The 20,519-nt window shown below is 35.1% G+C and carries 21 protein-coding genes and 3 pseudogenes; 10 read left to right on the forward strand and 14 right to left on the reverse strand.

The window, feature by feature from the left end:
* Positions 1-122 precede the first annotated feature (122 nt).
* The 3 genes from ACIGHG_RS01090 to ACIGHG_RS01100 all read left to right on the forward strand — a co-directional run bounded on the left by ACIGHG_RS01090 (position 123) and on the right by ACIGHG_RS01100 (position 1,668).
* On the forward strand, positions 123-299 hold the full coding sequence (locus ACIGHG_RS01090; protein WP_090915351.1) for a 2-isopropylmalate synthase: 177 nt from the start codon (positions 123-125) through the stop codon (positions 297-299).
* Between the two features lie 18 nt (positions 300-317).
* The gene (locus ACIGHG_RS01095; RefSeq protein WP_090915349.1) at positions 318-467 is read left to right on the forward strand and encodes a hypothetical protein; all 150 of its coding nucleotides are present in this window, start codon (positions 318-320) and stop codon (positions 465-467) included.
* Between the two features lie 292 nt (positions 468-759).
* Positions 760-1,668, forward strand: a complete 909-nt coding sequence (locus ACIGHG_RS01100; protein ID WP_396546751.1) for an aminoglycoside phosphotransferase family protein — start codon at positions 760-762, stop codon at positions 1,666-1,668.
* Positions 1,669-1,742: 74 nt separating this feature from the next.
* Here ACIGHG_RS01100 and ACIGHG_RS01105 read toward each other — a convergent pair whose 3' ends face one another.
* Together ACIGHG_RS01105 and ACIGHG_RS01110 are read right to left on the reverse strand one after the other, a co-directional pair.
* Positions 1,743-2,189: a flavodoxin gene (locus ACIGHG_RS01105; RefSeq protein ID WP_396546753.1), complete on the reverse strand. Its 447-nt coding sequence runs from the start codon at positions 2,187-2,189 to the stop codon at positions 1,743-1,745.
* A gap of 397 nt (positions 2,190-2,586) precedes the next feature.
* Positions 2,587-3,765 carry a M20 metallopeptidase family protein gene (locus ACIGHG_RS01110; RefSeq protein WP_396546755.1) on the reverse strand — a complete coding sequence of 393 codons (1,179 nt, stop codon included), beginning with the start codon at positions 3,763-3,765 and terminating at the stop codon, positions 2,587-2,589.
* A gap of 321 nt (positions 3,766-4,086) precedes the next feature.
* Here ACIGHG_RS01110 and ACIGHG_RS01115 point away from each other — a divergent pair, with 321 nt between their 5' ends.
* The 5 genes from ACIGHG_RS01115 to dltD all read left to right on the forward strand — a co-directional run bounded on the left by ACIGHG_RS01115 (position 4,087) and on the right by dltD (position 8,418).
* Positions 4,087-4,233, forward strand: a complete 147-nt coding sequence (locus ACIGHG_RS01115; protein WP_090915341.1) for a teichoic acid D-Ala incorporation-associated protein DltX — start codon at positions 4,087-4,089, stop codon at positions 4,231-4,233.
* 12 nt (positions 4,234-4,245) lie between these two features.
* A complete protein-coding gene (gene dltA, locus ACIGHG_RS01120; RefSeq protein WP_336471529.1) occupies positions 4,246-5,760 on the forward strand; it encodes a D-alanine--poly(phosphoribitol) ligase subunit DltA in 1,515 nt (504 codons plus the stop codon).
* Positions 5,757-6,935 (forward strand): D-alanyl-lipoteichoic acid biosynthesis protein DltB, encoded by a 1,179-nt coding sequence (gene dltB, locus ACIGHG_RS01125; RefSeq protein ID WP_396546758.1) that lies wholly within the window; start codon positions 5,757-5,759, stop codon positions 6,933-6,935. The genes dltA and dltB overlap by 4 nt, the downstream gene beginning before the upstream one ends.
* A gap of 71 nt (positions 6,936-7,006) precedes the next feature.
* On the forward strand, positions 7,007-7,246 hold the full coding sequence (dltC, locus tag ACIGHG_RS01130; protein WP_336471527.1) for a D-alanine--poly(phosphoribitol) ligase subunit DltC: 240 nt from the start codon (positions 7,007-7,009) through the stop codon (positions 7,244-7,246).
* Entirely contained in the window at positions 7,243-8,418 is a 1,176-nt protein-coding gene (gene dltD / locus ACIGHG_RS01135) for a D-alanyl-lipoteichoic acid biosynthesis protein DltD (protein WP_336471526.1), read from the forward strand. Before dltC ends, dltD begins: the two co-directional genes overlap by 4 nt.
* 32 nt (positions 8,419-8,450) lie before the next feature.
* Here dltD and ACIGHG_RS01140 read toward each other — a convergent pair whose 3' ends face one another.
* Complete coding sequence (locus tag ACIGHG_RS01140; protein ID WP_396546761.1) at positions 8,451-9,536, reverse strand: NAD(P)H-dependent flavin oxidoreductase; 1,086 nt, start codon at positions 9,534-9,536, stop codon at positions 8,451-8,453.
* Between the two features lie 110 nt (positions 9,537-9,646).
* Here ACIGHG_RS01140 and ACIGHG_RS01145 point away from each other — a divergent pair, with 110 nt between their 5' ends.
* On the forward strand, positions 9,647-10,549 hold the full coding sequence (locus ACIGHG_RS01145) for a S66 peptidase family protein (RefSeq protein WP_396546763.1): 903 nt from the start codon (positions 9,647-9,649) through the stop codon (positions 10,547-10,549).
* Positions 10,550-11,023: 474 nt separating this feature from the next.
* Here ACIGHG_RS01145 and ACIGHG_RS01150 read toward each other — a convergent pair whose 3' ends face one another.
* Positions 11,024-11,422 (reverse strand): SseB family protein, encoded by a 399-nt coding sequence (locus ACIGHG_RS01150; protein WP_336471523.1) that lies wholly within the window; start codon positions 11,420-11,422, stop codon positions 11,024-11,026.
* Positions 11,423-11,724: 302 nt separating this feature from the next.
* Between ACIGHG_RS01150 and ACIGHG_RS01155 the strand changes: the two genes are divergently transcribed.
* On the forward strand, positions 11,725-11,907 hold the full coding sequence (locus ACIGHG_RS01155; protein WP_396546765.1) for a DUF3913 family protein: 183 nt from the start codon (positions 11,725-11,727) through the stop codon (positions 11,905-11,907).
* Between the two features lie 24 nt (positions 11,908-11,931).
* Here ACIGHG_RS01155 and ACIGHG_RS01160 read toward each other — a convergent pair whose 3' ends face one another.
* The 10 genes and pseudogenes from ACIGHG_RS01160 to ACIGHG_RS01205 form a co-directional block, all read right to left on the reverse strand.
* Positions 11,932-12,957, reverse strand: a complete 1,026-nt coding sequence (locus tag ACIGHG_RS01160) for a CPBP family glutamic-type intramembrane protease (RefSeq protein WP_396547173.1) — start codon at positions 12,955-12,957, stop codon at positions 11,932-11,934.
* 135 nt (positions 12,958-13,092) lie between these two features.
* Complete coding sequence (locus ACIGHG_RS01165) at positions 13,093-13,869, reverse strand: ABC transporter permease (RefSeq protein WP_336471522.1); 777 nt, start codon at positions 13,867-13,869, stop codon at positions 13,093-13,095.
* Positions 13,869-14,771 (reverse strand): ABC transporter ATP-binding protein, encoded by a 903-nt coding sequence (locus ACIGHG_RS01170; protein ID WP_396546767.1) that lies wholly within the window; start codon positions 14,769-14,771, stop codon positions 13,869-13,871. Before ACIGHG_RS01170 ends, ACIGHG_RS01165 begins: the two co-directional genes overlap by 1 nt.
* 14 nt (positions 14,772-14,785) lie before the next feature.
* Positions 14,786-15,577: an ABC transporter permease gene (locus tag ACIGHG_RS01175; RefSeq protein ID WP_336471520.1), complete on the reverse strand. Its 792-nt coding sequence runs from the start codon at positions 15,575-15,577 to the stop codon at positions 14,786-14,788.
* Entirely contained in the window at positions 15,574-16,272 is a 699-nt protein-coding gene (locus ACIGHG_RS01180; RefSeq protein ID WP_396546769.1) for an ABC transporter ATP-binding protein, read from the reverse strand. The genes ACIGHG_RS01175 and ACIGHG_RS01180 overlap by 4 nt, the downstream gene beginning before the upstream one ends.
* Positions 16,260-16,649, reverse strand: coding sequence for a GntR family transcriptional regulator (locus tag ACIGHG_RS01185; protein ID WP_336471519.1), 390 nt, complete (start codon positions 16,647-16,649; stop codon positions 16,260-16,262). The genes ACIGHG_RS01180 and ACIGHG_RS01185 overlap by 13 nt, the downstream gene beginning before the upstream one ends.
* A gap of 429 nt (positions 16,650-17,078) precedes the next feature.
* Positions 17,079-17,468 (reverse strand): annotated as a pseudogene (locus ACIGHG_RS01190) (ribonucleotide-diphosphate reductase subunit beta); the annotation flags it as partial.
* Positions 17,469-17,789: 321 nt separating this feature from the next.
* A pseudogene (locus tag ACIGHG_RS01195) lies at positions 17,790-18,365 on the reverse strand (ribonucleotide-diphosphate reductase subunit beta); the annotation flags it as partial.
* A gap of 188 nt (positions 18,366-18,553) precedes the next feature.
* Positions 18,554-19,504: a ribonucleotide reductase large subunit gene (locus ACIGHG_RS01200; RefSeq protein WP_336471802.1), complete on the reverse strand. Its 951-nt coding sequence runs from the start codon at positions 19,502-19,504 to the stop codon at positions 18,554-18,556.
* Positions 19,505-19,888: 384 nt separating this feature from the next.
* Positions 19,889-20,251, reverse strand: a pseudogene (locus ACIGHG_RS01205) (ribonucleotide-diphosphate reductase subunit alpha); the annotation flags it as partial.
* Positions 20,252-20,519: the final 268 nt, after the last annotated feature.

Here is a 20,519-nt window from a genome sequence, read left to right on the forward strand (position 1 = left end):
TACCCCCACTGATTAAAGTTTCACTTTATATGTATAAGTTCTCATTCAATGCTTAGCATACTAAGTGTATATTTCTTTCTTATAGCGCGTAACCTATCAATACAGTGAAAGGAGTTGCAACAATGGACGAAACAGAAGAACAACAATCTCATCAAGAAGAGTTTGCACCGGAAATTTCACCTAGTTATCGTCAAGATGTACATCCCCCCTCTCGTTATTCGAACATGGCGTTTTTAGTAGGAATTGTCGTGTTTGCAGCTGTACTACTATTACTTATTACCTTCGTATATTTTAGATAAAGGACAGGAGGAATATATATGAATAACAACTCAGCAAATTCAAGCAAAAGAGTTTTAAAAACACAAAAGGGCTACGCCGGAGATTCTTTGAACAAACATAGGGCTATTGAAAATGCAAATCTTGATTTGAGTAAAAAGGAGATTGGTCAACAAAACGAGAATTTATAAAGCGAAACTCCCATCATAAAATGTATATAAATCGAATTGAAAGTCGACATAAAAACCACTTTCTTTTTAGGGATGACGTGAGCATCTGGCCATGCATAGAAACGGTCAGGGCCTTTTTCTACCACATGCAAGGTTTAAAACAAAAGGAGAAAGCGAGTTCAAGTCATGTTGTGTTCTACATAGCAGAAACTTGCATGTCGAAAAACCAAAATGCATTTATATAGAATAGCAAAAGAAGTCCCTAATTTAGGGATTTTCTTTTGTATGATTACTTAACGAAAGAGGCAAAAAAATGATAAACTATACGCACTACATTCAAAAAACACTCCCCGATTTACCTATCCATTCCTTTCATCAAGATGAAAGCGGCTGGGATAATGTCGCTATTATCGTAAACGATGATTGGTTATTTCGATTTCCTAGAAAAATTGAATATGCGAAAAAAATCCCTCGTGAAAAACAATTATACGAAGTACTACTTCCTATACTGCAAGCTGGGCAGATAGAAGTACCGAACTATCATATTCTATACGAAAACGAAGAAGATTCAATTCCTGTTTGCAGTTACTATAAAATGATTCATGGCAAACCATTCAAATCATCTTATTTACATAATCTCTCAATCAATGAAAAAGCGCACATTGCCGCGCAACTTGCATCATTTCTTGCTGCTTTGCATACAATTCCTACTACACTTGCAAAAGAATGGGGCTTTCAAGTTGAGAAAACTATTAAATATTGGAAGGAATTACATATAAAACTAAGAGATTATCTGTTTACCACATTTACAATAGAAGAAACTAATCGATTGCATACAATATTTCAAATATTTGTAGAGCAACTATATATAAACTCTTCCTTACAAACCGTTATTCATGCCGACTTAACACATAACCATATTCTATTTCATCCTGGCAAAAAGCAAATTGCCGGCATCATTGATATAGGAGATGCACAAATTGGTGATCCCGCGTTTGATTTTGCTGGATTATACGCTGACTATGGGCATGACTTTACATTAGAAGTGTACAACAAATATACTGCTTTAACGAATAACAAGGATGAAACATTTTTTGAGCGAATTATCTCCTTTTATCAATATAGTCCTATACTCCATGACCTTGTATATGGTTTCGAAACAAATAATGAAAAAATAATTGAAACAAATAAACAACGATTGTTACATATTTTCAACAAATAAAAAGGTGCTTTGTTGCACCTTTTTATTTCATATTTGATATTCTCCTACACATGCTCTTCATTACGCTCTCACCATTAAGAAAGATGATGTACAAACTCTGTACCAAAACGAAGGCATGCTTCAACATCTTCATCTTCTGGCGTTAATTCCACTTTTAATCCTTCAAGTACAACTTTAGCTCCGCGTTCTTGTAATTTTTCAATTAAAGTATCAACAGCTGCCCCGTATTTCGGATATGCAGAATCACAAGAACCAAACACTGCTGCTATTTTCCCTGTTAAATCCACTTTATCCATTTCATCATAGAAATCTAAGAAATCATCCGGTAAATCACCATCTCCCCACGTGTATGCACCTAGTACAATTCCATCATACTCTTCTAAAATAGACGCATCTGGTGATGACATTATATCGATTACTTCAATTTCTTTTTCCGCCTCGCGAATCGCCCCGGCAATATAACCTGCCATTTCCTCTGTATTTCCACTCATACTTGCAAAAATCATTACTAACTTACTCATTAAACTCTCTCCCTTTATTATGTATCTTATATATGTTTAGTGCTCTTACACAAAAATGATATTGATAATTATTATCACTTACAACACCACTAGATTAATTGATAATAATTATCAAAGTCAATATTTTTTTTAAAAATTAATGAAAAGATACAAGCTTGTCCGGGAGACATGCATATATTATAAATGAGCATAGTTCTTTCTTAACCCTCTCTAACGGAAAGAAATAGAAGCAACTGCGAATATCGCAGTTGCTCTTTTTTTATCCTAGAATATAAAGTGAAACTTTCCTCAGTAGTTGGGAATATTACTGCCCTAAAATAGCGGGATAAACAAGAATTGAAGCGATTTCACTTATTGCGGAGCATTTGTTCATTTCCCACTGTTTGTTCATTTTACTTTAATCTTTCAATAGTTCCATTGCAGTTTGCAAGAATAATTGTGCACCGCGAATTAATGCTGTTTCATCTACATCAAACTTAGGATGATGATGCGGATAACATGTTTCTTTATTTCCATTCCCTGTTCCTAGCTTTACAAAACAACCTGGAGACTTTTGTAAATATGCAGAAAAATCCTCTCCCCCCATAGAAGGTGAAAGTGAGGTAATACTTTCTTTTCCAAACAATTTAATCGCACTATCTTCTACTATTTTTGTCACATACAAATCATTTATGACCGGATTATATCCATACCGATACGTATATGCGTACGTTGCATCATGTGCCGCTGTAATTCCTTTTACAATTTGTTCAATAATCCCTTCAGACTCTTGCCTTAAGCTATTCTCAAAGCAACGCACCGTTCCTACAATCATTGCTGTCTCAGGAATAATATTATCGGCTGTTCCAGCGTGAAATTGCGTAACCGATACCACCCGTTGTTCAAATGCATCAGTCCGTCTTGAGACAAGATGCTGTAAATTTGTAATAATTTGTGCGCCAATTACAATAGGATCCACTGTTTGCTTTGGATGAGCAGCATGTCCTCCTCTTCCTTTAATTTCAATTGTAAATACATCAGGTGCTGCCATCATCGGTCCATAGGAAATTCCTATTTGCCCACTATCTAGTCCTGACATTACATGCAAACCAATAACATAATCTACGCCGTCCATAACGCCTGCCCTGACCATCTCTTGTCCTCCACCAGGGTATTGTTCTTCAGCGTGTTGAAACAAAAGACGAATTTCTCCCCCCCAGTCACCATCATATTTTGCTAAAGCTTCTGCCGCGCCTAGTAAAATTGCGGTATGTGCATCATGACCACAAGCATGCATAACTCCTGGTACAATTGATGCATACGGCTTCATTGTCTGTTCTTGAATTGGAAGTGCATCTATATCTGCTCGGATTGCAATAGTCTTACCAGGACCTTTTCCTTTTCGCTTTGCCATTACACTACATGCTGTTGGCCTCATTAAGTCAAAATACGAAAAAGAATGTAATGTATCATATATAAACTGCGATGTATGCTTTTCCTGAAATGACAACTCAGGGTGCTGATGCAAATAGCGTCGCCAATTTCGAATATTTTCTTCAGAAAGATAACATAACCAATCTACTTGAGATGTTTTCATCCGCTTCAACTCCCTATTCTATTTCTAACAATCTTATTCCATCATTAATAACCGTATTCACTTGTTTAATAACAGTTTATGTACTATCTTAGTTAGAAGTAACATATTCTTGTCTCTTTCCATTGCAAAGGAATTACAATTTAATCTGGAATGTAATATAATTGTTAAGTTAGGGATTTTCTTTTTTAACATTTAGTGCTACTATCAGAAAAGAGCCTTTCCGTCTTGCATTTACCTAAAATGTGGAATTTTTGTGTTTTTCAAAGCGATGTAGGTTATGATACTTACATACGGATACTATTTCTATAGAGAGGGACAGACATGAAAACATTAAAAGAAATATGGTCTCAACCACTCACGCAATGGATTGCAAAAACTTGTTACTACCTTGCGATTTTATTTGCTTTACTATGGTTGTATGGATTCCAAGATACAAATACAAGTACATTTATTTACAATGAATTTTAGGGTGGGAGCGTTATGAAGTTATTAGAACAGATTGAAAAGTGGGCGCTTGAAACGCCTGACCAAAACGCCTTCGTTTGGCGAGATGCGAAAATTACGTACAAACAATTAAAAGAAGACTCTGATGCATTAGCACATTGGATTTCTTCTCAATATGAAGATGATCAATCACCAATTATGGTATACGGACATATGCAACCAGAAATGATCATCTGTTTCCTAGGGTGTGTCAAAGCTGGTCACGCATATATTCCAGTAGACGTATCAATTCCTGCTGATCGTGTATTGCGCATTGCGGAAAGTTCTGGTGCAAAGCTGCTGTTATCTCCAACTGATGTTACAATAGCTGATTTACCAGTTCACATTATTGATGGAAACAAATTAGAAGATATTCTTCATACTCATAAAGGAAATATCCCAAATCCTGAACATGCAGTAAATGATGAAGACAACTTCTACATCATTTACACATCGGGTAGTACGGGAAATCCAAAAGGTGTACAAATTACGTATAACTGTCTTGTAAGCTTTACAAAATGGGCGGTTGAAGACTTCAATTTACAAACAGGACAAGTCTTCTTAAACCAGGCGCCTTTCTCGTTTGACTTATCTGTTATGGACATTTATCCATCATTAGTAACTGGTGGTACACTATGGGCAATTGATAAAGATATGATTGCACGTCCAAAGGATTTATTTGCTTCTTTAGAACAATCAGATGTACAAGTTTGGACATCTACACCATCCTTTGCAGAAATGTGTTTAATGGAGCCATCTTTCTCAGAAGGTATGCTTCCAAATATGAAGACATTCTTATTCTGTGGTGAAGTATTATCTAATGATGTTGCAAAAAAACTGCTAGAGCGTTTCCCAAAAGCTACGATTATGAATACATATGGACCAACAGAAGCAACTGTTGCGGTGACTGGTATTCATGTAACAAATGAAGTAGTGGAGAAATATCAATCTCTTCCAGTCGGTTACTGCAAATCAGATTGCCGTATCATCATTATGAAAGAAGATGGCACAGTTGCAGCTGATGGTGAGAAGGGTGAAATCATCATTGTTGGTCCAAGTGTAAGTGTTGGATACTTAGGAAGCCCTGAATTAACAGAAAAAGCGTTCACTGTTATTGACGGCGAACGTGCTTATAAAACAGGTGACGCTGGTTATTTAGAAAATGGTCTTCTTTTCTATAACGGTCGTCTCGATTTCCAAATTAAGCTACATGGTTATCGTATGGAATTAGAAGAAATTGAACATCACCTTCGTTCTTGTTCATATGTGGAATCTGCTGTTGTACTTCCAATTAAAAAAGGTGAAAAATACGACTACTTATTAGCAGTTGTTGTTCCAGGTGAACATTCTTTTGAAAAAGAATTCAAATTAACATCTGCGATTAAAAAAGAACTCAATGAACGATTACCGAATTACATGATTCCACGAAAATTCATGTATCAATCTTCTATTCCAATGACACCAAATGGAAAAGTAGATCGTAAAAAATTATTGAGTGAGGTTACAGCATGACCCCATATGGATCATTTTATTTTTTCGCTATTGTAGCTATTTTACTTCTCCCAACAATTGTTGCCGGATTAAAAGGTAAAATGCTCCGCAAATACAATGCTGTTGCAACGCTTATTATACTAGCGATTATCTTTTCCGATAAACCTAAACAAGCGATTGCACTAGCAGCATTTGTCATTTGGCAATATATCCTGATTCGAGGATACTTAACATTAAGAAAGCGTGATAATAAAACAAGCACGTTTTATATAGCCATTACGTTATCAATTTTACCGTTGATTCTTGCAAAGATCGCACCGTTCATTCCAGATTTAAAACTCGTTTTTTTTCTTGGAATATCATTTGTAACGTTTAGAGCTACACAAATGGTTTTTGAAATTCGTGACGGTCTGATTAAAGAAGTATCATTCTTTAAGTTTTGGGAGTTCGTGTTGTTCTTCCCAGCGATTTCATCAGGACCGATTGATCGTTATCGACGGTTCCAAAAAGATATAGAGAAACCACCGAGCGCTGATGAATACAAAATGATGTTACATACAGGCTTAAACCGGATTTTCCAAGGTTTTCTCTATAAATTTATTATCGCTTATTTAATTAGCAAATATTTGTTAGATACACCGTTCATAAAACAAGATACATTTGCATCCGTTTTAACTTATATGTACGCGTATAGTTTCTATTTGTTCTTCGACTTTGCAGGCTATAGCGCATTTGTTATCGGTGTAAGTTACTTGATGGGCATTAAAACACCAGAAAACTTTAACAAACCATTTTTAAGTCGCAACATTAAAGATTTCTGGAATCGCTGGCACATGAGCTTGTCGTTCTGGTTCCGCGACTTCATTTATATGCGATTCGTCTTTTTTGCGACAAAGAAAAAGATTATAAAAAACCGATATACGATTTCCTATATCGGCGCATTTTTAAACTTTTTCATTATGGGAATTTGGCATATTACTGGCCAGCATATTTATCAATATATTGTGTATGGCCTATATCATGCTGCTTTGTTTATCTTGTTTGATATTTTTGAACGTCAAAATAAAAAACATAAGTTTTGGCCAAACAACAAGCTGACACACGTCCTTGCTATTGTAATTACGTTCCACTTTGTTTGTTTTGGTTTCTTAATTTTCTCAGGACATTTAAACAATTTAAACAGATTTTTTGGTTAATAACTGCTTTTCGTGTTAAACCGTTAAACAGTTACTCATAATAAACTTTTGGATATAAAGGAGAATATAAAATGGCTGAATTTAAAGATCAAGTATTAGATATTTTAGAGGAAGTATGTGAAAATGACATCGTTAAGGAAAATACAGATGTACAATTATTTGAAGAAGGAGTTCTTGATTCTTTCGGTACAGTATCGTTATTAGTAGAATTCCAAGAACGTTTAGGCATTGAAGTGTCTATTTCTGACTTTGATCGCGACGAGTGGGCAACACCAAACATGATTATTAAGAAACTGGAAGATATGCGATGAAAAAACCAACGTTTGGCCCGATGCTTCTAGCATTTGCTCTTTTTTGCGTGGTGTTATTTATTCCACCACGCTTCCTTTTACCACTTATCGGGGAGCAAAAGGTCGACGATGCCGCAACATCTTTAAAGAAAGAAATGTTTCAAGGCATTGCACTGCAACAAAAGATGCTAGACAATCCAAAATACCTTCCGATGTATGGTTCATCGGAATTTTCTCGATTGGATGTGTACCATCCATCGAACTACTTTAAAGTAAAAGATCAAGAATTTACACCGTTTCTTATCGGTCGCGGTGGAACACAAAGTCTTACTCACGTATTAAGTCTAGCTTCCTCAATGGATCAGTTAGAAAATCGCAAAATTGTCTTTGTCCTTTCACCACAATGGTTTGTAAAACAAGGTTTAGATGAAGTGCATTTTGCACCAAACTTTTCGTCTCAACAAGCGTACCATCTTATCTTTAACAATGACTTAAAGCCTGAGATGAAAAAACAAATTGCTGAGCGCTTATTAGAATATGAGATTGTTCGAAAAGATACACTCTTAAAAACTTCTTTAGAAGGAATTGTGTATGACGATACAAACCATAATATGAAAGCGGCGGCTGCAAAACCATTTGCATACGTATATCGTAATATTTTAGACCGCAAAGACATGGTTGCATCAATATTTGATATTAAACCGCAAAAAACACATTTAGATCCTGAATTAAAATCGCTTGCTTGGGAAGAAATTCGTAAGCGAGCAGAAAAAACTGGTGAAATAGAATCTAAAACAAATCCATTTGGCATTGAAGATCCATACTATAACAAAGGGATTAAGAAAAAATTAGAACGTCTAAAAGGTTATCGAGCAAATGAATCATTCAATGAATCACCAGAATATGACGATTTCCAATTAGTCTTAGACATTTTAAAACAAACGCATGCAAAACCATTATTTATTTCTGTTCCCGTTAATGGTCCATGGTACGATTATGCTGGATTCCCGAAAGAACGCCGTGATGTATACTATAAAAAAATAAATGAACAAATTGCCAAAGCTGGATTCCCAGTTGCAGACTTTTCAAGCCATGAATATGATAAGTATTTCTTAAAAGATACGATGCATTTAGGTTGGAAAGGCTGGGTATATGTCGACGAGGAACTTCAACAGTTTTATAAAAATAACTAAAAAGAACGCTTGAATTTTTCAAGCGTTCTTTTTTACTTATAGATCGTACTTTGTAATTTTGTTAATGTTTCCTTTGTCTCTTTAATCACTCGTATTATAATTTGCTGTGCCTCTTCTATTTGTGCTAAAGGTGAAGCTTGCCCTGCCCAAAGTGACATATACTCACCATTATTTTGTTTTACTGCTGCTTGGCGGATTTCTGTTGTTAATGCATTTTGAATTGGGTACGCAGGAAATTTCTCTTCTTTATTTTTCAATTGTTCGATAAAAGCATTTTGAATTCCTCTTGCATACTTACCTGAAAATGCACGCGTCATTGTCGTACTTTGGTCTGTACTCTTTATGATTGCTTCTTTATGTGCCTTATGAGCTGCACTTTCATAGCAAGTTAAAAATACTGTGCCCATTTGTACTCCTTCTGCACCAAGTGCATAGGCTGCCACTACTCCACGGCCATCCATAATTCCACCTGCTGCAACGATTGGAATGTGAGGAATAGCGTCAACAAGCTGAGGAATCAGTGCAGTTGTTCCAATCATAGAATCTTGTTCTTTTCCTAGAAACGTTCCACGATGCCCTCCTGCCTCACTACCTTGTCCTACAATAATATCTACGCCTAAATGTGCCAATACTTTCCCTTCTGCCACATTTGTTGCCGTACCAATTATTTTTATCCCCTGTCTTTTTAACAACTCTATTTCTTCCTGTTTTGGTGTATCAAAAGTAAAACTAAAAACAGGTACATTCTCCTCTATAAGAACTTTCAGCTGTTCTTTATAGCTCTCCGGTAACTGTACCGTTTGCTTTACTGTTTCTAATTGCAATTGTTCCCGAATAGGTTGTAGTAAATGTTGTGCTTCTTCTACTTGTTTTTCATTCATTTGCATTTCTTTTGTAATAAACAAGTTCACCGCAAACGGTTTATCTGTTAACTGCCGAATCGCACGTACTGCGAAGCGAATTTGTTCAGAGCTCATATATCCTGCACCTAATGTACCTAATCCCCCGCTATTAGACACTGCAGCTACTAACTCTGGTGTTACAACTGTTCCTGCCATCCCGGCTTGAATAATAGGATATGTAATTTGTAGCTTTTCACATACTCGACTATAAAACATTTTTTTCTCTCCTTTCTCTTATAAATTCTTGTCCACCAAAACTATTTCCTTCTTTCCTCAATTATTGAAGACACACGAAATGAATATAGTGTAAAAAAGGAGGGAATTTGATGCAGTACCCTGAACCGTTACAATACGGAGATACCGTTATGATCATCGCTCCAGCAGGTCCGCCATCTATAGAGCACATTCTTCAAGCAAAACAAAAGTTCGAAGAGATGGGCTTATTCGTTATCATCGGAAGGAGTGTACAAGAAAAACGAGGCTATTTAGCTGGAGATGATACCGTTCGTCTTCATGACCTACACGAGGCTTTTACAAATCCATATGTAAAGGGTATTTTTTGTGCGAGGGGGGGATATGGGACTGGTCGCCTTCTACCTTCTATTAACTACGAACTCATTCGAGATAATCCGAAAATTTTCTGGGGCTATAGCGATATTACAGCTTTACACATCGCTTTTGGGCAATTTGCAAGGCTCGTTACTTTTCATGGTCCTATGATGGAGGAAGTTGGCAAGGGGCTTGATACTCTCTCTTTTTCCACATTCAAACAACTTTTTCATCCATACTCTATTATTCTCAAAGCAGCAGCATTTTTTCATTCCGTCAATTGTTGCATCACCGCTCCTCTTGTCGGAGGAAACTTATCTGTAATTACAAGTACACTAGGTACACCGTACGAAATTGATACAAAAGATAAGTTATTATTATTGGAGGAAATTGGAGAAGAGCCTTATCGCGTTGATCGTATGTTAAATCAACTACGCTTAGGAAAGAAGTTTGAACAATGTGCCGGCGTTATCTTTACAAGTTGTCACAACTGTACATCTTCAAAATCATCTTTATCTATTTCTGAAATTCTATATGATTACATTGTCTCTTATAATATTCCACTTTTGTATGACTTACCAATTGGTCATATACAACCAAATATAGGATTTCCTCTAGGTGTCCCTGCTACAATAAATGGAAGACAAAAAACACTTTCCATTTATTCCGGTATCCACTGATTCGCTTATAATATAGAGCACGACTTCTTCTTATATTTACAATTAGTTCAAACAAGCTAACTTTTACAATAGTTATGCCTCAGCGCTCATAGAAACGGTCACTGCCTTTTCGCAAAGTTTAAAACAAAAGGAGAACACGGGTGAAGGTCCTGGTGTATTCTGCATATCAGGGATTTATTATCTCGCATGAACCACCCAATTCTTTCAAATGACCTTCATTGTGGAATGAACAAATACTGATAGAAGTTTCACTTCATCTGTTAGAGTTATAGACAAAAGAGAAGCGATATGCTTCTCTTTTGTCTATACATTTATTTTTTCTTATTCTTCTTGTTATTACTATTGTTTTTATTATTTTTATTGTTATTCTTACTGTTATTTTTATTTGAGTTATTATTCTTTCCCATCTCTACCATCCCCTTCTTGGTCAAGCTACTATACTATATGACCCATAGGGAAAATGGTAACGGCACCTTATTGATAGTAATTAAAAATTCTTCCTGAAGAAATATCAGCAATTTCTGGAGGTGTAAATGTTTTATCAAGATCTGTGCCAATATTTAAGACTGCTGTTGCTTCCGCATCAATGCTATCAAATAACTCTTTTCCACGAATCGTAATGACAGGTACATCTTCAGGCAGTACGGCTTGTAAAAATTCAAGCTGTGTAAAAAATGGTAAAATCCATCTTCCTTCCCCCTGAAAATAGCGTAAATGCACTGTTCCTTGTGGATCTCCTTCTTTTATATCAACTGTTCCTGCAACATAAACGTATGTTGTTAATAACGTTTCATAAAATTCTTTTTGCTTGTTTTTATCTTCATCAGCTAATGCTAATAATATTTCTAGTTTTTTTATTGGAATATGTGCCATAAGCCGCCACCCTGCTTTCAAAATTATTGTAATGTAATTATACAAAATATTCTCATTTTTTTCTATAAAATTATTTTTTACTATAACATCAACAATGATATTTCTGGCTGTAATTGAAACATTGGGCAACGGTTTCTCACATTGTCTCATCGGAAGCGTCATTACCAACTGATATTGAACATGTCTTTCCTGAATACATTTTTTTGTTAATTTTATTCAAAAAACACGTAAAAACCTTTTACAAAAAGCATAAAAATGTTTTATTATGTATTAAAATACAAAACTAAGAAAGGAGTACCACAGTGAAAATTTGGTTTTATGAAAAAACAAAAACCACGGACGATTTGCTTGGTATTTGGGATAATGTTCCAACTATTCCGCGAATTGGTGAGAAAGTAGAAATTTTTAAAAAAATACGCACTGTAACAGACATTAAATATATAAAAAACGGTAATAACTTTCATGTTGAAATTCTTATCTCCTAAAGAAAAAAGGCTCTCCATTTTTCTTTAGGAGAGCTTCCCTCTTTCATCTGCTTTTTTAATCACAACTGTATCATTAACTAATTCCACTTTTACATAATCACGTTCTTCTAAACCTAAATGATTAACTGCTTCATCCGGTAATTCAACAGCCATGTAGCGCTCTGTGAATACCACTTGACTATATATAGCTTGCTGTGCAATCAAATCAGCTTGTTTTTCTTCTTGAATGATTCGTAATGATGGCAGTCCAACTTCTTTTACGGTGCGCCAATTACGACGAATAAAGGGAACAAGCCATAATAAACTAATAATGATAATAGCAAGACCAACCCATAAATTGCTCTGCGCTTGCAAATCAGCAATTTTTACTGGTTCTTGTGCGCTGCCATCGGTAAATTGAATAATGCTAACGACAATATTATTTAAAGCGTGCACGATAATATTTGTCCATAAGCTTTTCGTCTTAATGTATAAAAGGCACATAACAACACCAAATAAAAATGCACCAATCACATCAACATGACCGAATCCAAAAATAAGTGAAGAAACGATAATAGCACGTTTCACACCCCACTTGTACGCCATTCGATTTAAGAAAAAGCCCCGAAAGATCACTTCTTCCATAATTGGAGCAAATATACAAGCTGAAATGACACTTAAAATCTTTGTAAAAGTAGTACTCATATCAATAGCATTTCCATCACTTAACAAATCAACAAGAAAGTTAGGAATCAGCTGAGCTAATATGTAAAATTGAATAAAAGATATACCGAATGAAAAAATCATTCCCATAGCCGTAGCAATTAAAATGAGTTGCCATGGAATAGATGATGGTTTATCAAAAAAACTTGTAAATACTGCATTATGTTTTTTCATCTTATAAAACAACCACAGTAATGGAAAAACAAAGAAAACTAAAGTATCTGAGACAAATTCGAATAAACTATTTTCAGCACCTATCATCCCTAATGGAACATATGCAATGAATGTGCCTAAAATCATCCATCCAAAAAAACTGCGAAGTCGAATTCGTGAAAATGCAAGATTAATAGAAAACACCTCCAACATGATATATTTATATTATAGTATCAATATGCTGTAATTTCTTCCTTTATTTATCAACTTAGCTCTGTATAACCCTACAACTCCCCAAAATAAATCCCCGCTTAAGCGAGGATTTATTTTTTATAAAACATCTCGTTTTTGGAACAATGCACTAGAAGCAACAAGTAAAACAGCAAAATGAGCTAACACAAATAACAAGGAAGTTGTAAAGCTAAACTCTGAAAATATTGGTTTAGCCCCCTGACTCAGCAACTCATTACTATCATACATATTTAAATTCAAGTGGAACATTACAACATATTTTGCTATACCTTGGCCAAATTGAAATATTAGCATTTTTAACATTGACTCTAAGAAAAAGAAAAATAGTGTAATAACTAATGGTAAAACTGATTTTCTAAAAATATTAGCTAGTAAAAATGCAACTGTTGGATAAAACAATATCGGTAAAATGTTATACGCAAAACGTTTTAATAAAATTGCAAAAGTTATCATTCCGGTGTCCCCGCCAAATGCAATAAGACCAATTAACATGGCTGTAAGTAAAGAAACAATACATACCAATAATATAGCTAAGAGAACTGTAATATACTTTGAAAATAATATCATAACTCGTTTTCTTGGTCGAATTAATAATTGTTTAATTGTTCCTTTTTGAAATTCCTCTGTAATTGTGCGGGAAGCTAGCGTAATTCCAAAGATTGTTGCAAATGTAGCAATCATACCGATATTTTGCTCCGCGAACATCATAAACCCTTCGATTTTCAATTCAGGTGGGGCCCATTTTTTGAGAATAACTGCTTCTGCTATTTCTAATACTGCTAGCACGACTAACAAAATATACATACTCTTTTTCGCATGTAACTTTAAAAATTCATTTTGGATTAATTTCATCACTATGCTTTCACTCCCCCTGTAACTGCTAAGAATTCATCTTCTAATGATTTATTTTGAACTGTTACACTGTACACAAGAACATCAGCATACACTAAATTTTTCACAAGCTGCGGAATTTCCTCTTTTATAACAGACACAATAATTTTCTTTTCTTGTACGGTTCCTTTTAGCAGTTCATTCGCTTTCTCTACTTGATCCACTTCAAACGCTACCGTAATTTTCCCGTCTCCTTTTACCTGCTCATGTAAACTGTACTCTTGCACAAATTGTCCATTCTGAATAATAACGACACGATCACACATTAGCTCTATCTCACTTAATAAGTGGCTTGATACAATGACTGCAATGTTTTCTTCTTTTGCTAAACGCTGTAAGTAATCGCGAATTTGACGAATTCCTGCTGGATCTAAACCATTTGTCGGCTCATCTAAAATTAAGATTTGGGGATTATGTAATAGCGCTTGTGCAATCCCTAATCGTTGTTTCATACCAAGAGAATATGTTTTTACCTTTTTATGAATCGCATGTTCTAATTCAACAAGCTTTACAATTTCAGCAATTCTTTCTATAGAAATCGATGTTACTGCCATATTCGCAAAGTGCTTTAAATTTTGCATTCCTGTCATATATTCATATAGTTCAGGGTTCTCTACAATCGCTCCAATATACTCTAATGCTTTCTCACGCTTAGTACGTATACTGTGACTACAAATTGTAATATCGCCTTCTGTTACTGAAATCAGCCCTGTCATCATCCGAATTGTCGTCGTCTTCCCGCTCCCGTTTGGTCCAAGGAAACCGTACACTTCCCCTTCCTGTACTTCAAACGAAAGACCACGAATAATTTCAGCACTGCCTATTTTTTTATGAACATTTTCTAATTTCACTACTACATTTCCCAATGCCTATTCCTCCTTTAAACTTCTAATTTTTTGTCGATAATGTAGGATGTTATAAATATGAAGAGAACGGTCGATAACAAAGTAAAGCATACATACGAAATACTTGACCCTTCATTAAAATAAAATGACGTTTCGAAAAAACCATTTTTATCCATCAATCTAATACTTTTTGTGTAAAATGCATGCTTATCTATTTTTTGTAAAAATTCAGTTATAGAGAATTGAGCCCACCCAAGAATTACGAAAAAAAAGAAAAATAATACCTTATTTAATACGGAGTTCACTTTAAAGAGTTTTATAATTACAATTATGAAATATACAGAAGCCAAAAAATTCGTTAAATCTATAATCAATAAAAAGATAGAAAAGAAATGATGCAGCAACCCAAATTTATAAAAGTATTGTATCGCTCGTTGAAACTCTCCATTTGTATTTTTCCCGTAAATATCTAAAGAAAAAAAATGAACAAATCCTAAAGCTATTACAGACAGCAAAATAAACATTATCGTAAAAAACAATAGGTTGGCACATATATATTTTTTAGTAGGAATAGCTGTATAACGAATCATAGAATTTTTTAACATTCTTCGAAAAGATAAGATTACTATTAAACTAATAGAAAATACTGTTATGCTAAATAATAATATAAACAAAACTAATATTATATCTTGTTTTGTTGGGGTCATATGCTTAGCAGAACCCATAAAATTAAATAAAAGAATAAGTGAAATCGTAATAAATCCTACGTAAATAGCCCATATTTTCTTTTTATTACAGTTATATAAATAATGAAGAAGTGGATTCATTGTCCAAAAACCTCCTTGAACAACTCGTGTATTGCTTTTCCTCTTTGAAAACGAAGATCTTCTACATTTTCATATAAAACAATCTCCCCATCTTTTAAGAAAATCACTTCATCAAACAAGTTTTCAATTTCACTAATTAAATGAGTAGAAATTAAAATTGTACAATCCTCGCGATAAAATTGAAGAATTAACTCTAGTACATGCTCCCGTGAGACGAGATCAATTCCGCCCAGTGGCTCATCTAGTACATATAGTTTTGCATTCCTTGAAAAGGTTAAAATAAGCTGTAGTTTTTCTACCATTCCTTTTGATAAAGCATTAATTTTTTCTTCTAATGGAATTTTCAATTTCGCAATTGTATCCACCGCTTTTTGAATATCAAAATCTTCATAAAAATCACGATAAAAAAATAAAACATCTTTTACAGTCATCCAGTCTTCAAATATCGGACGGTCAGACATGAATGAAACAATATTTTTCGTTTCTCGATTTACCTTCTTACCAGCAATGAAAATATCTCCTTGAGAAGGATGCTGTAAACCGACAATCATTTTCAGCAACGTCGTTTTCCCGCTGCCATTATCTCCAACAAGACCAATAATTTTTCCTTCTGTTATCGTTATGTTTACGTCTCTAATAACAGCTTTTAAATCGTAACGTTTCCATAGATTTTCTATTTTTACTAATTCTCGCATCTGTTCTCTCCCTTTTTTTCTTCTAATGAAGAATAAAGAATGGACAACATTTCCTCTTCTGAAAACCCTAAGTTGTTCATTCCATTTATAAAGGCATGAAGCAACTCTTTTGCCATATCCTTTCGCAGCTCCATAATTTTCTCTCCTTCAGTTGCTACATATCTTCCCATTCCTCTACGCGTCACAACGATACCCTCGCGTTCTAGCTCTTGAAATGTACGTTGAATTGTATTCGGATTCACTTGTAGCTCTCCCGCTAATTCACGTACAGAGGGAATTTTACTACCAGGCGCTAAATGACCTGTTGCAATTTCCTTTTTTATGTATTCCATCACCTGAATGTAAATAGGGATGTTTGGAGAAAATTCAATTTTCATTTCTTCCTCCTAATGTCATAGTGTACTAATCAAATAGTACACTATGACACAAAAAATGTAAATGTTTATTTGGAATATATTTGATATTATCTTAAAAATTAACTTTTATATACCCTAATATATAAATACAAATTAAAAACCTGACATAAACCCCTTTTCTTTTTAGATAGTCGAGAGCGTCTGGCCATGCGTAGAAGCGGTCAGGGCCTTTTTCTGCCACGTGCAAAGTTTCAAACAAAGAGAGAAAGAAAGTAGCAGGTTATTTTTTGTTCAGCGTGGCGGCAACTTGTGTGCTGGAAAGTCAAGTTGGATTTATATATAATTGCTCTTCATAAAATATCATCAGCAACATCAGACGAAATAACAATGTTATGTAAACTTATTTTCCATAAAAAAAGAGCGCCCTATACATATAGAGCACTCATCTTATTAAAAGTTAAATACAAAATCATCATCTGATAGTTTTTCAACATTTGTTGCTTTTACATAACCATTCCCTTTTACAGAGAAAAAGTCATGGTTTTTCGTATCCGTACGTAAGCCATTTAACACAATTGGATTAATTTCTTCTTCTTCAAAGTGCGGTTCTAATCCTAAGTTCATAAGCCCTTTATTCGCATTGTAACGAACAAAACGATTTACCTCTTCCACAAGGCCGATAGATGTATAAATTTCGTCTGTATATGCAGTTTCAATTTCATACAGTTCCATCAATAACTCTTGTGTTTCTTTTTGTACTTCTTGTTGTTCTGCAGCAGAAAGCTCTGCAAAAACTTGCTGTGCTAAAATACCGACGAATACGCCGTGGATACTCTCATCCTAACATGTTCATACAAGGTCGCTACTCTTGTACCGCTTTTACAAGCAGCTTACTGTTACCAGTAAGTACAGACTATATCACCATCCATATAGGATGTCCCCCATTTCGAGCACCTATCGCTTGTGCCCTACGGTTTTCACCTAGTCGTTGAACGTTCCTTTAGATTATCTAAAGGCTTCGCTGCTGATTGCCCTAGCTAACTTGCTTCATTTACTGATTCCTTTTAAAGAACCAATAACCACCAATTAACTACAGGGTATCCCAGCAATTAGAGGGATTTTCTACTATCTATTGCTAGATAGAGCCGCAAATGTTTTACGGATAATGAGATTAATGATTTCACCGCTCGCCGTTAATTTTCCTTGCCCTGCTAAATACAGCGGATAGAAGAATCCACTATAGAACAAGTAGCTTTCTAAAAATACACTTGCTACCATTGCCATGTATAGCTCTTTTTTCGTTACTTGAGGCTGTAATAAACGACGGTAGTAATTTGTAATGATACTTGATTTTTTCTCAAGTAATGGATGAGTATCTACCCATTCAAAAATTTCATCAATTTCTTCTTCACTTGCGAGTGTTGTAAAAATATGACTGTAACTTTTCGCATGCACTTCTTCCATAGCACCCATGAACGCAAGAACACTTTTTGCTTGTAAGTTTTCAAGATGCACAAGAATTAGCGGCATTCCCTCGCCGCCTTGCTTTGTATCTAGAAGTGTTAATCCCCCAAGTACACGCTTATAAGCAATTTGTTCTTCCTTAGATAACTGCACCCACGTATTTTTGTCAGAAGAAACAGCGATCTCCTCTTCTGTCCAAAACTGAGCGATGTTTTGCTTCCAAAACATTAAACTAAAATCGTCTTCTTTCTTGTTCCAGTTTACCGCGCGCATTGAATCGCCCCTTTATTATATTGTTGCATCGTTCTAACGTGCGGTAAAACTTCCATTTCATAATGAAAATCTAACCGCACGTTAGAACGTAAATTTCATAACTAAGCATGAGCAGGATTTTTCTAACCCTGCTCATGCTGTTTTATATGATAAATATCAATTGTATGCTCTTCTACTAAAAGAATACATTATACTGTGCAGGCTACACACTCTTCCACACTTAATTTACGTGTTCTTGTGTAGTACAAGCTCTTTAATCCTTTTTTATGAGCATAAATATAGTAACGTGCTAATTCACGAGTAGAAATATCACTATTTACATACAGGATTGTACTAATCCCTTGGTCAATATGCTCTTGAATTTCTGCAATTAAATCAATGAGCTTAAACTGATTCATATCATAAGAAGATTTATAGTACCAGAACGTATCTTTTGATAAATACGGCATTGGATAATATGTCGTTGCATTTGCGTACGTTCTTGATTCAATTTGGCTTACGATTGGCATTACTGATGATGTCGCATTCTGCACGTAACTAATCGATTGTGTCGGAGCAATTGCTAATCTATATGAATTATATAAACCATGCTTCTGTACTTGTTCTTTTAAGTTTGTCCAATCTTCTTTTGTTGGAACATGAATTCCTTCAAATAATTGCTGTACTTTCTCAGTTACCGGACTATAATCCGTTGTTTCATACTTCTCAAAGTATGTGCCATTTGCATAATCTGACTTTTCAAAGTCTTTAAAGGTTTCACCTTTCTCTTTTGCAATTTCCATACTTTTTTCAATGGAGTAGTAATTTAGCATCATAAAGAATGTACGAGCAAACTCTTTCGCTTCTGCACTTTCATAAGCAATTTTATTTTTCGCCAAATAACCGTGTAAGTTCATTGCTCCAAGACCGACAGAATGAAGCTCCTCATTTGCTTTTTTCACAGTCGGTGCGTTCGGAATAATTGTCATATCAGAAACAGCTGTTAAAGCTTCCATTCCCGCATGAACCGCTTCACGTATTTCTTTATTCTCCATTACGTTCACGATATTTAATGACCCTAAGTTACAGTTAATATCACGACGAATAATATCATCTGTACCATAATCATTAATTTCAGATGTTTCTTGTAACTGGAAGATTTCAGTCTCGAATGTTCAACTGAGGTCGCTACTCTCAGCCCGTTGCTTACACAACTGCTGTATGTCACCATACAGGACAGACTATATCATCACCTACAGCATAACCTGATTAGGTGCTCCGCTTTTCGAACGCCAATTGCTTGCGCTCTACTCCCATATGGGATAGTCGTTAGGCTTTTACTTATCTTATTTTTTCAGAAAGTCTCTTATCATTTCATGCTGTCTATCTTTTAATTGTACCTATACAAAACGATAAGATACCCTCTGAATACAATAACTTACTCTAAGATAAGATTTAGCACGGTAGGTTACCTCATTTTTGAGGCTTTCCCCGTTTAACGGAGTTTTCGACTAGTATTTCTACTAGAAGGTGCTACATAGTTAACACAAGTTCGACATCTTCACAGTTCCAATACCCTTTAACGGATGCTGCTTATTCGCATTTGATTTAAACATTAAGTATGGATAACCAGACTCAAGCTGAATCATTGCAATTTTAATGAGCATATCGCGCGTGCTAATATCAAGCTGTTTCTTCTTGATATTTGGATTACTCATCAGTTCGTCATACATTTCATCAATGTCGATATCATCTAAATGTTTTCCGTACTCTTTATACACTGTATAAGGTGCGAAAACATGGAATGGTTCGTTTTTCTCAGCAAGCTCAAAGAACTTGCTTGGAACGATAATTCCGATGGAAAGAGACTGAATACGGCTCTTCTCGTCGGCATTTATTTTTTTGGTCAACGCGTCTTCATATTTCTATGAAGGTTGGACTATATCATCAACCTGTAACTGGCTGCCTTGCACTTCGACTGGTGCCTATCTCCAGCCTACTCTACTTGCTTTCGTCTACTGACGTGCGTTCGATAGTCTCTACACCTTCTTGCTAGATAAGCACTTCTAACAAGCTTGGCACGGTATTACCTGCTATCCACTTATAATGGACCGTAGGCTCTCTTAGTCAGCTTCTTCGTGAGCTTTTTCTCTACTCCTTATTCAACTGATACCG

This window comes from Bacillus sp. NPDC077411 (assembly GCF_044543425.1).
Classification (GTDB): domain Bacteria; phylum Bacillota; class Bacilli; order Bacillales; family Bacillaceae_G; genus Bacillus_A; species Bacillus_A bruguierae.

Bases quoted from the DNA above. Each gene is read 5' to 3' on its own strand.
- ACIGHG_RS01090 (WP_090915351.1), top strand. From the start codon at position 123: ATGGACGAAACAGAAGAACAACAATCTCATCAAGAAGAGTTTGCACCG.
- ACIGHG_RS01095 (WP_090915349.1), top strand. From the start codon at position 318: ATGAATAACAACTCAGCAAATTCAAGCAAAAGAGTTTTAAAAACACAA.
- ACIGHG_RS01100 (WP_396546751.1), top strand. From the start codon at position 760: ATGATAAACTATACGCACTACATTCAAAAAACACTCCCCGATTTACCT.
- ACIGHG_RS01105 (WP_396546753.1), bottom strand. From the start codon at position 2,189: ATGAGTAAGTTAGTAATGATTTTTGCAAGTATGAGTGGAAATACAGAG.
- ACIGHG_RS01110 (WP_396546755.1), bottom strand. From the start codon at position 3,765: ATGAAAACATCTCAAGTAGATTGGTTATGTTATCTTTCTGAAGAAAAT.
- ACIGHG_RS01115 (WP_090915341.1), top strand. From the start codon at position 4,087: ATGAAAACATTAAAAGAAATATGGTCTCAACCACTCACGCAATGGATT.
- dltA (WP_336471529.1), top strand. From the start codon at position 4,246: ATGAAGTTATTAGAACAGATTGAAAAGTGGGCGCTTGAAACGCCTGAC.
- dltB (WP_396546758.1), top strand. From the start codon at position 5,757: ATGACCCCATATGGATCATTTTATTTTTTCGCTATTGTAGCTATTTTA.
- dltC (WP_336471527.1), top strand. From the start codon at position 7,007: ATGGCTGAATTTAAAGATCAAGTATTAGATATTTTAGAGGAAGTATGT.
- dltD (WP_336471526.1), top strand. From the start codon at position 7,243: ATGAAAAAACCAACGTTTGGCCCGATGCTTCTAGCATTTGCTCTTTTT.
- ACIGHG_RS01140 (WP_396546761.1), bottom strand. From the start codon at position 9,536: ATGTTTTATAGTCGAGTATGTGAAAAGCTACAAATTACATATCCTATT.
- ACIGHG_RS01145 (WP_396546763.1), top strand. From the start codon at position 9,647: ATGCAGTACCCTGAACCGTTACAATACGGAGATACCGTTATGATCATC.
- ACIGHG_RS01150 (WP_336471523.1), bottom strand. From the start codon at position 11,422: ATGGCACATATTCCAATAAAAAAACTAGAAATATTATTAGCATTAGCT.
- ACIGHG_RS01175 (WP_336471520.1), bottom strand. From the start codon at position 15,577: ATGAATCCACTTCTTCATTATTTATATAACTGTAATAAAAAGAAAATA.
- ACIGHG_RS01180 (WP_396546769.1), bottom strand. From the start codon at position 16,272: ATGCGAGAATTAGTAAAAATAGAAAATCTATGGAAACGTTACGATTTA.
- ACIGHG_RS01185 (WP_336471519.1), bottom strand. From the start codon at position 16,649: ATGAAAATTGAATTTTCTCCAAACATCCCTATTTACATTCAGGTGATG.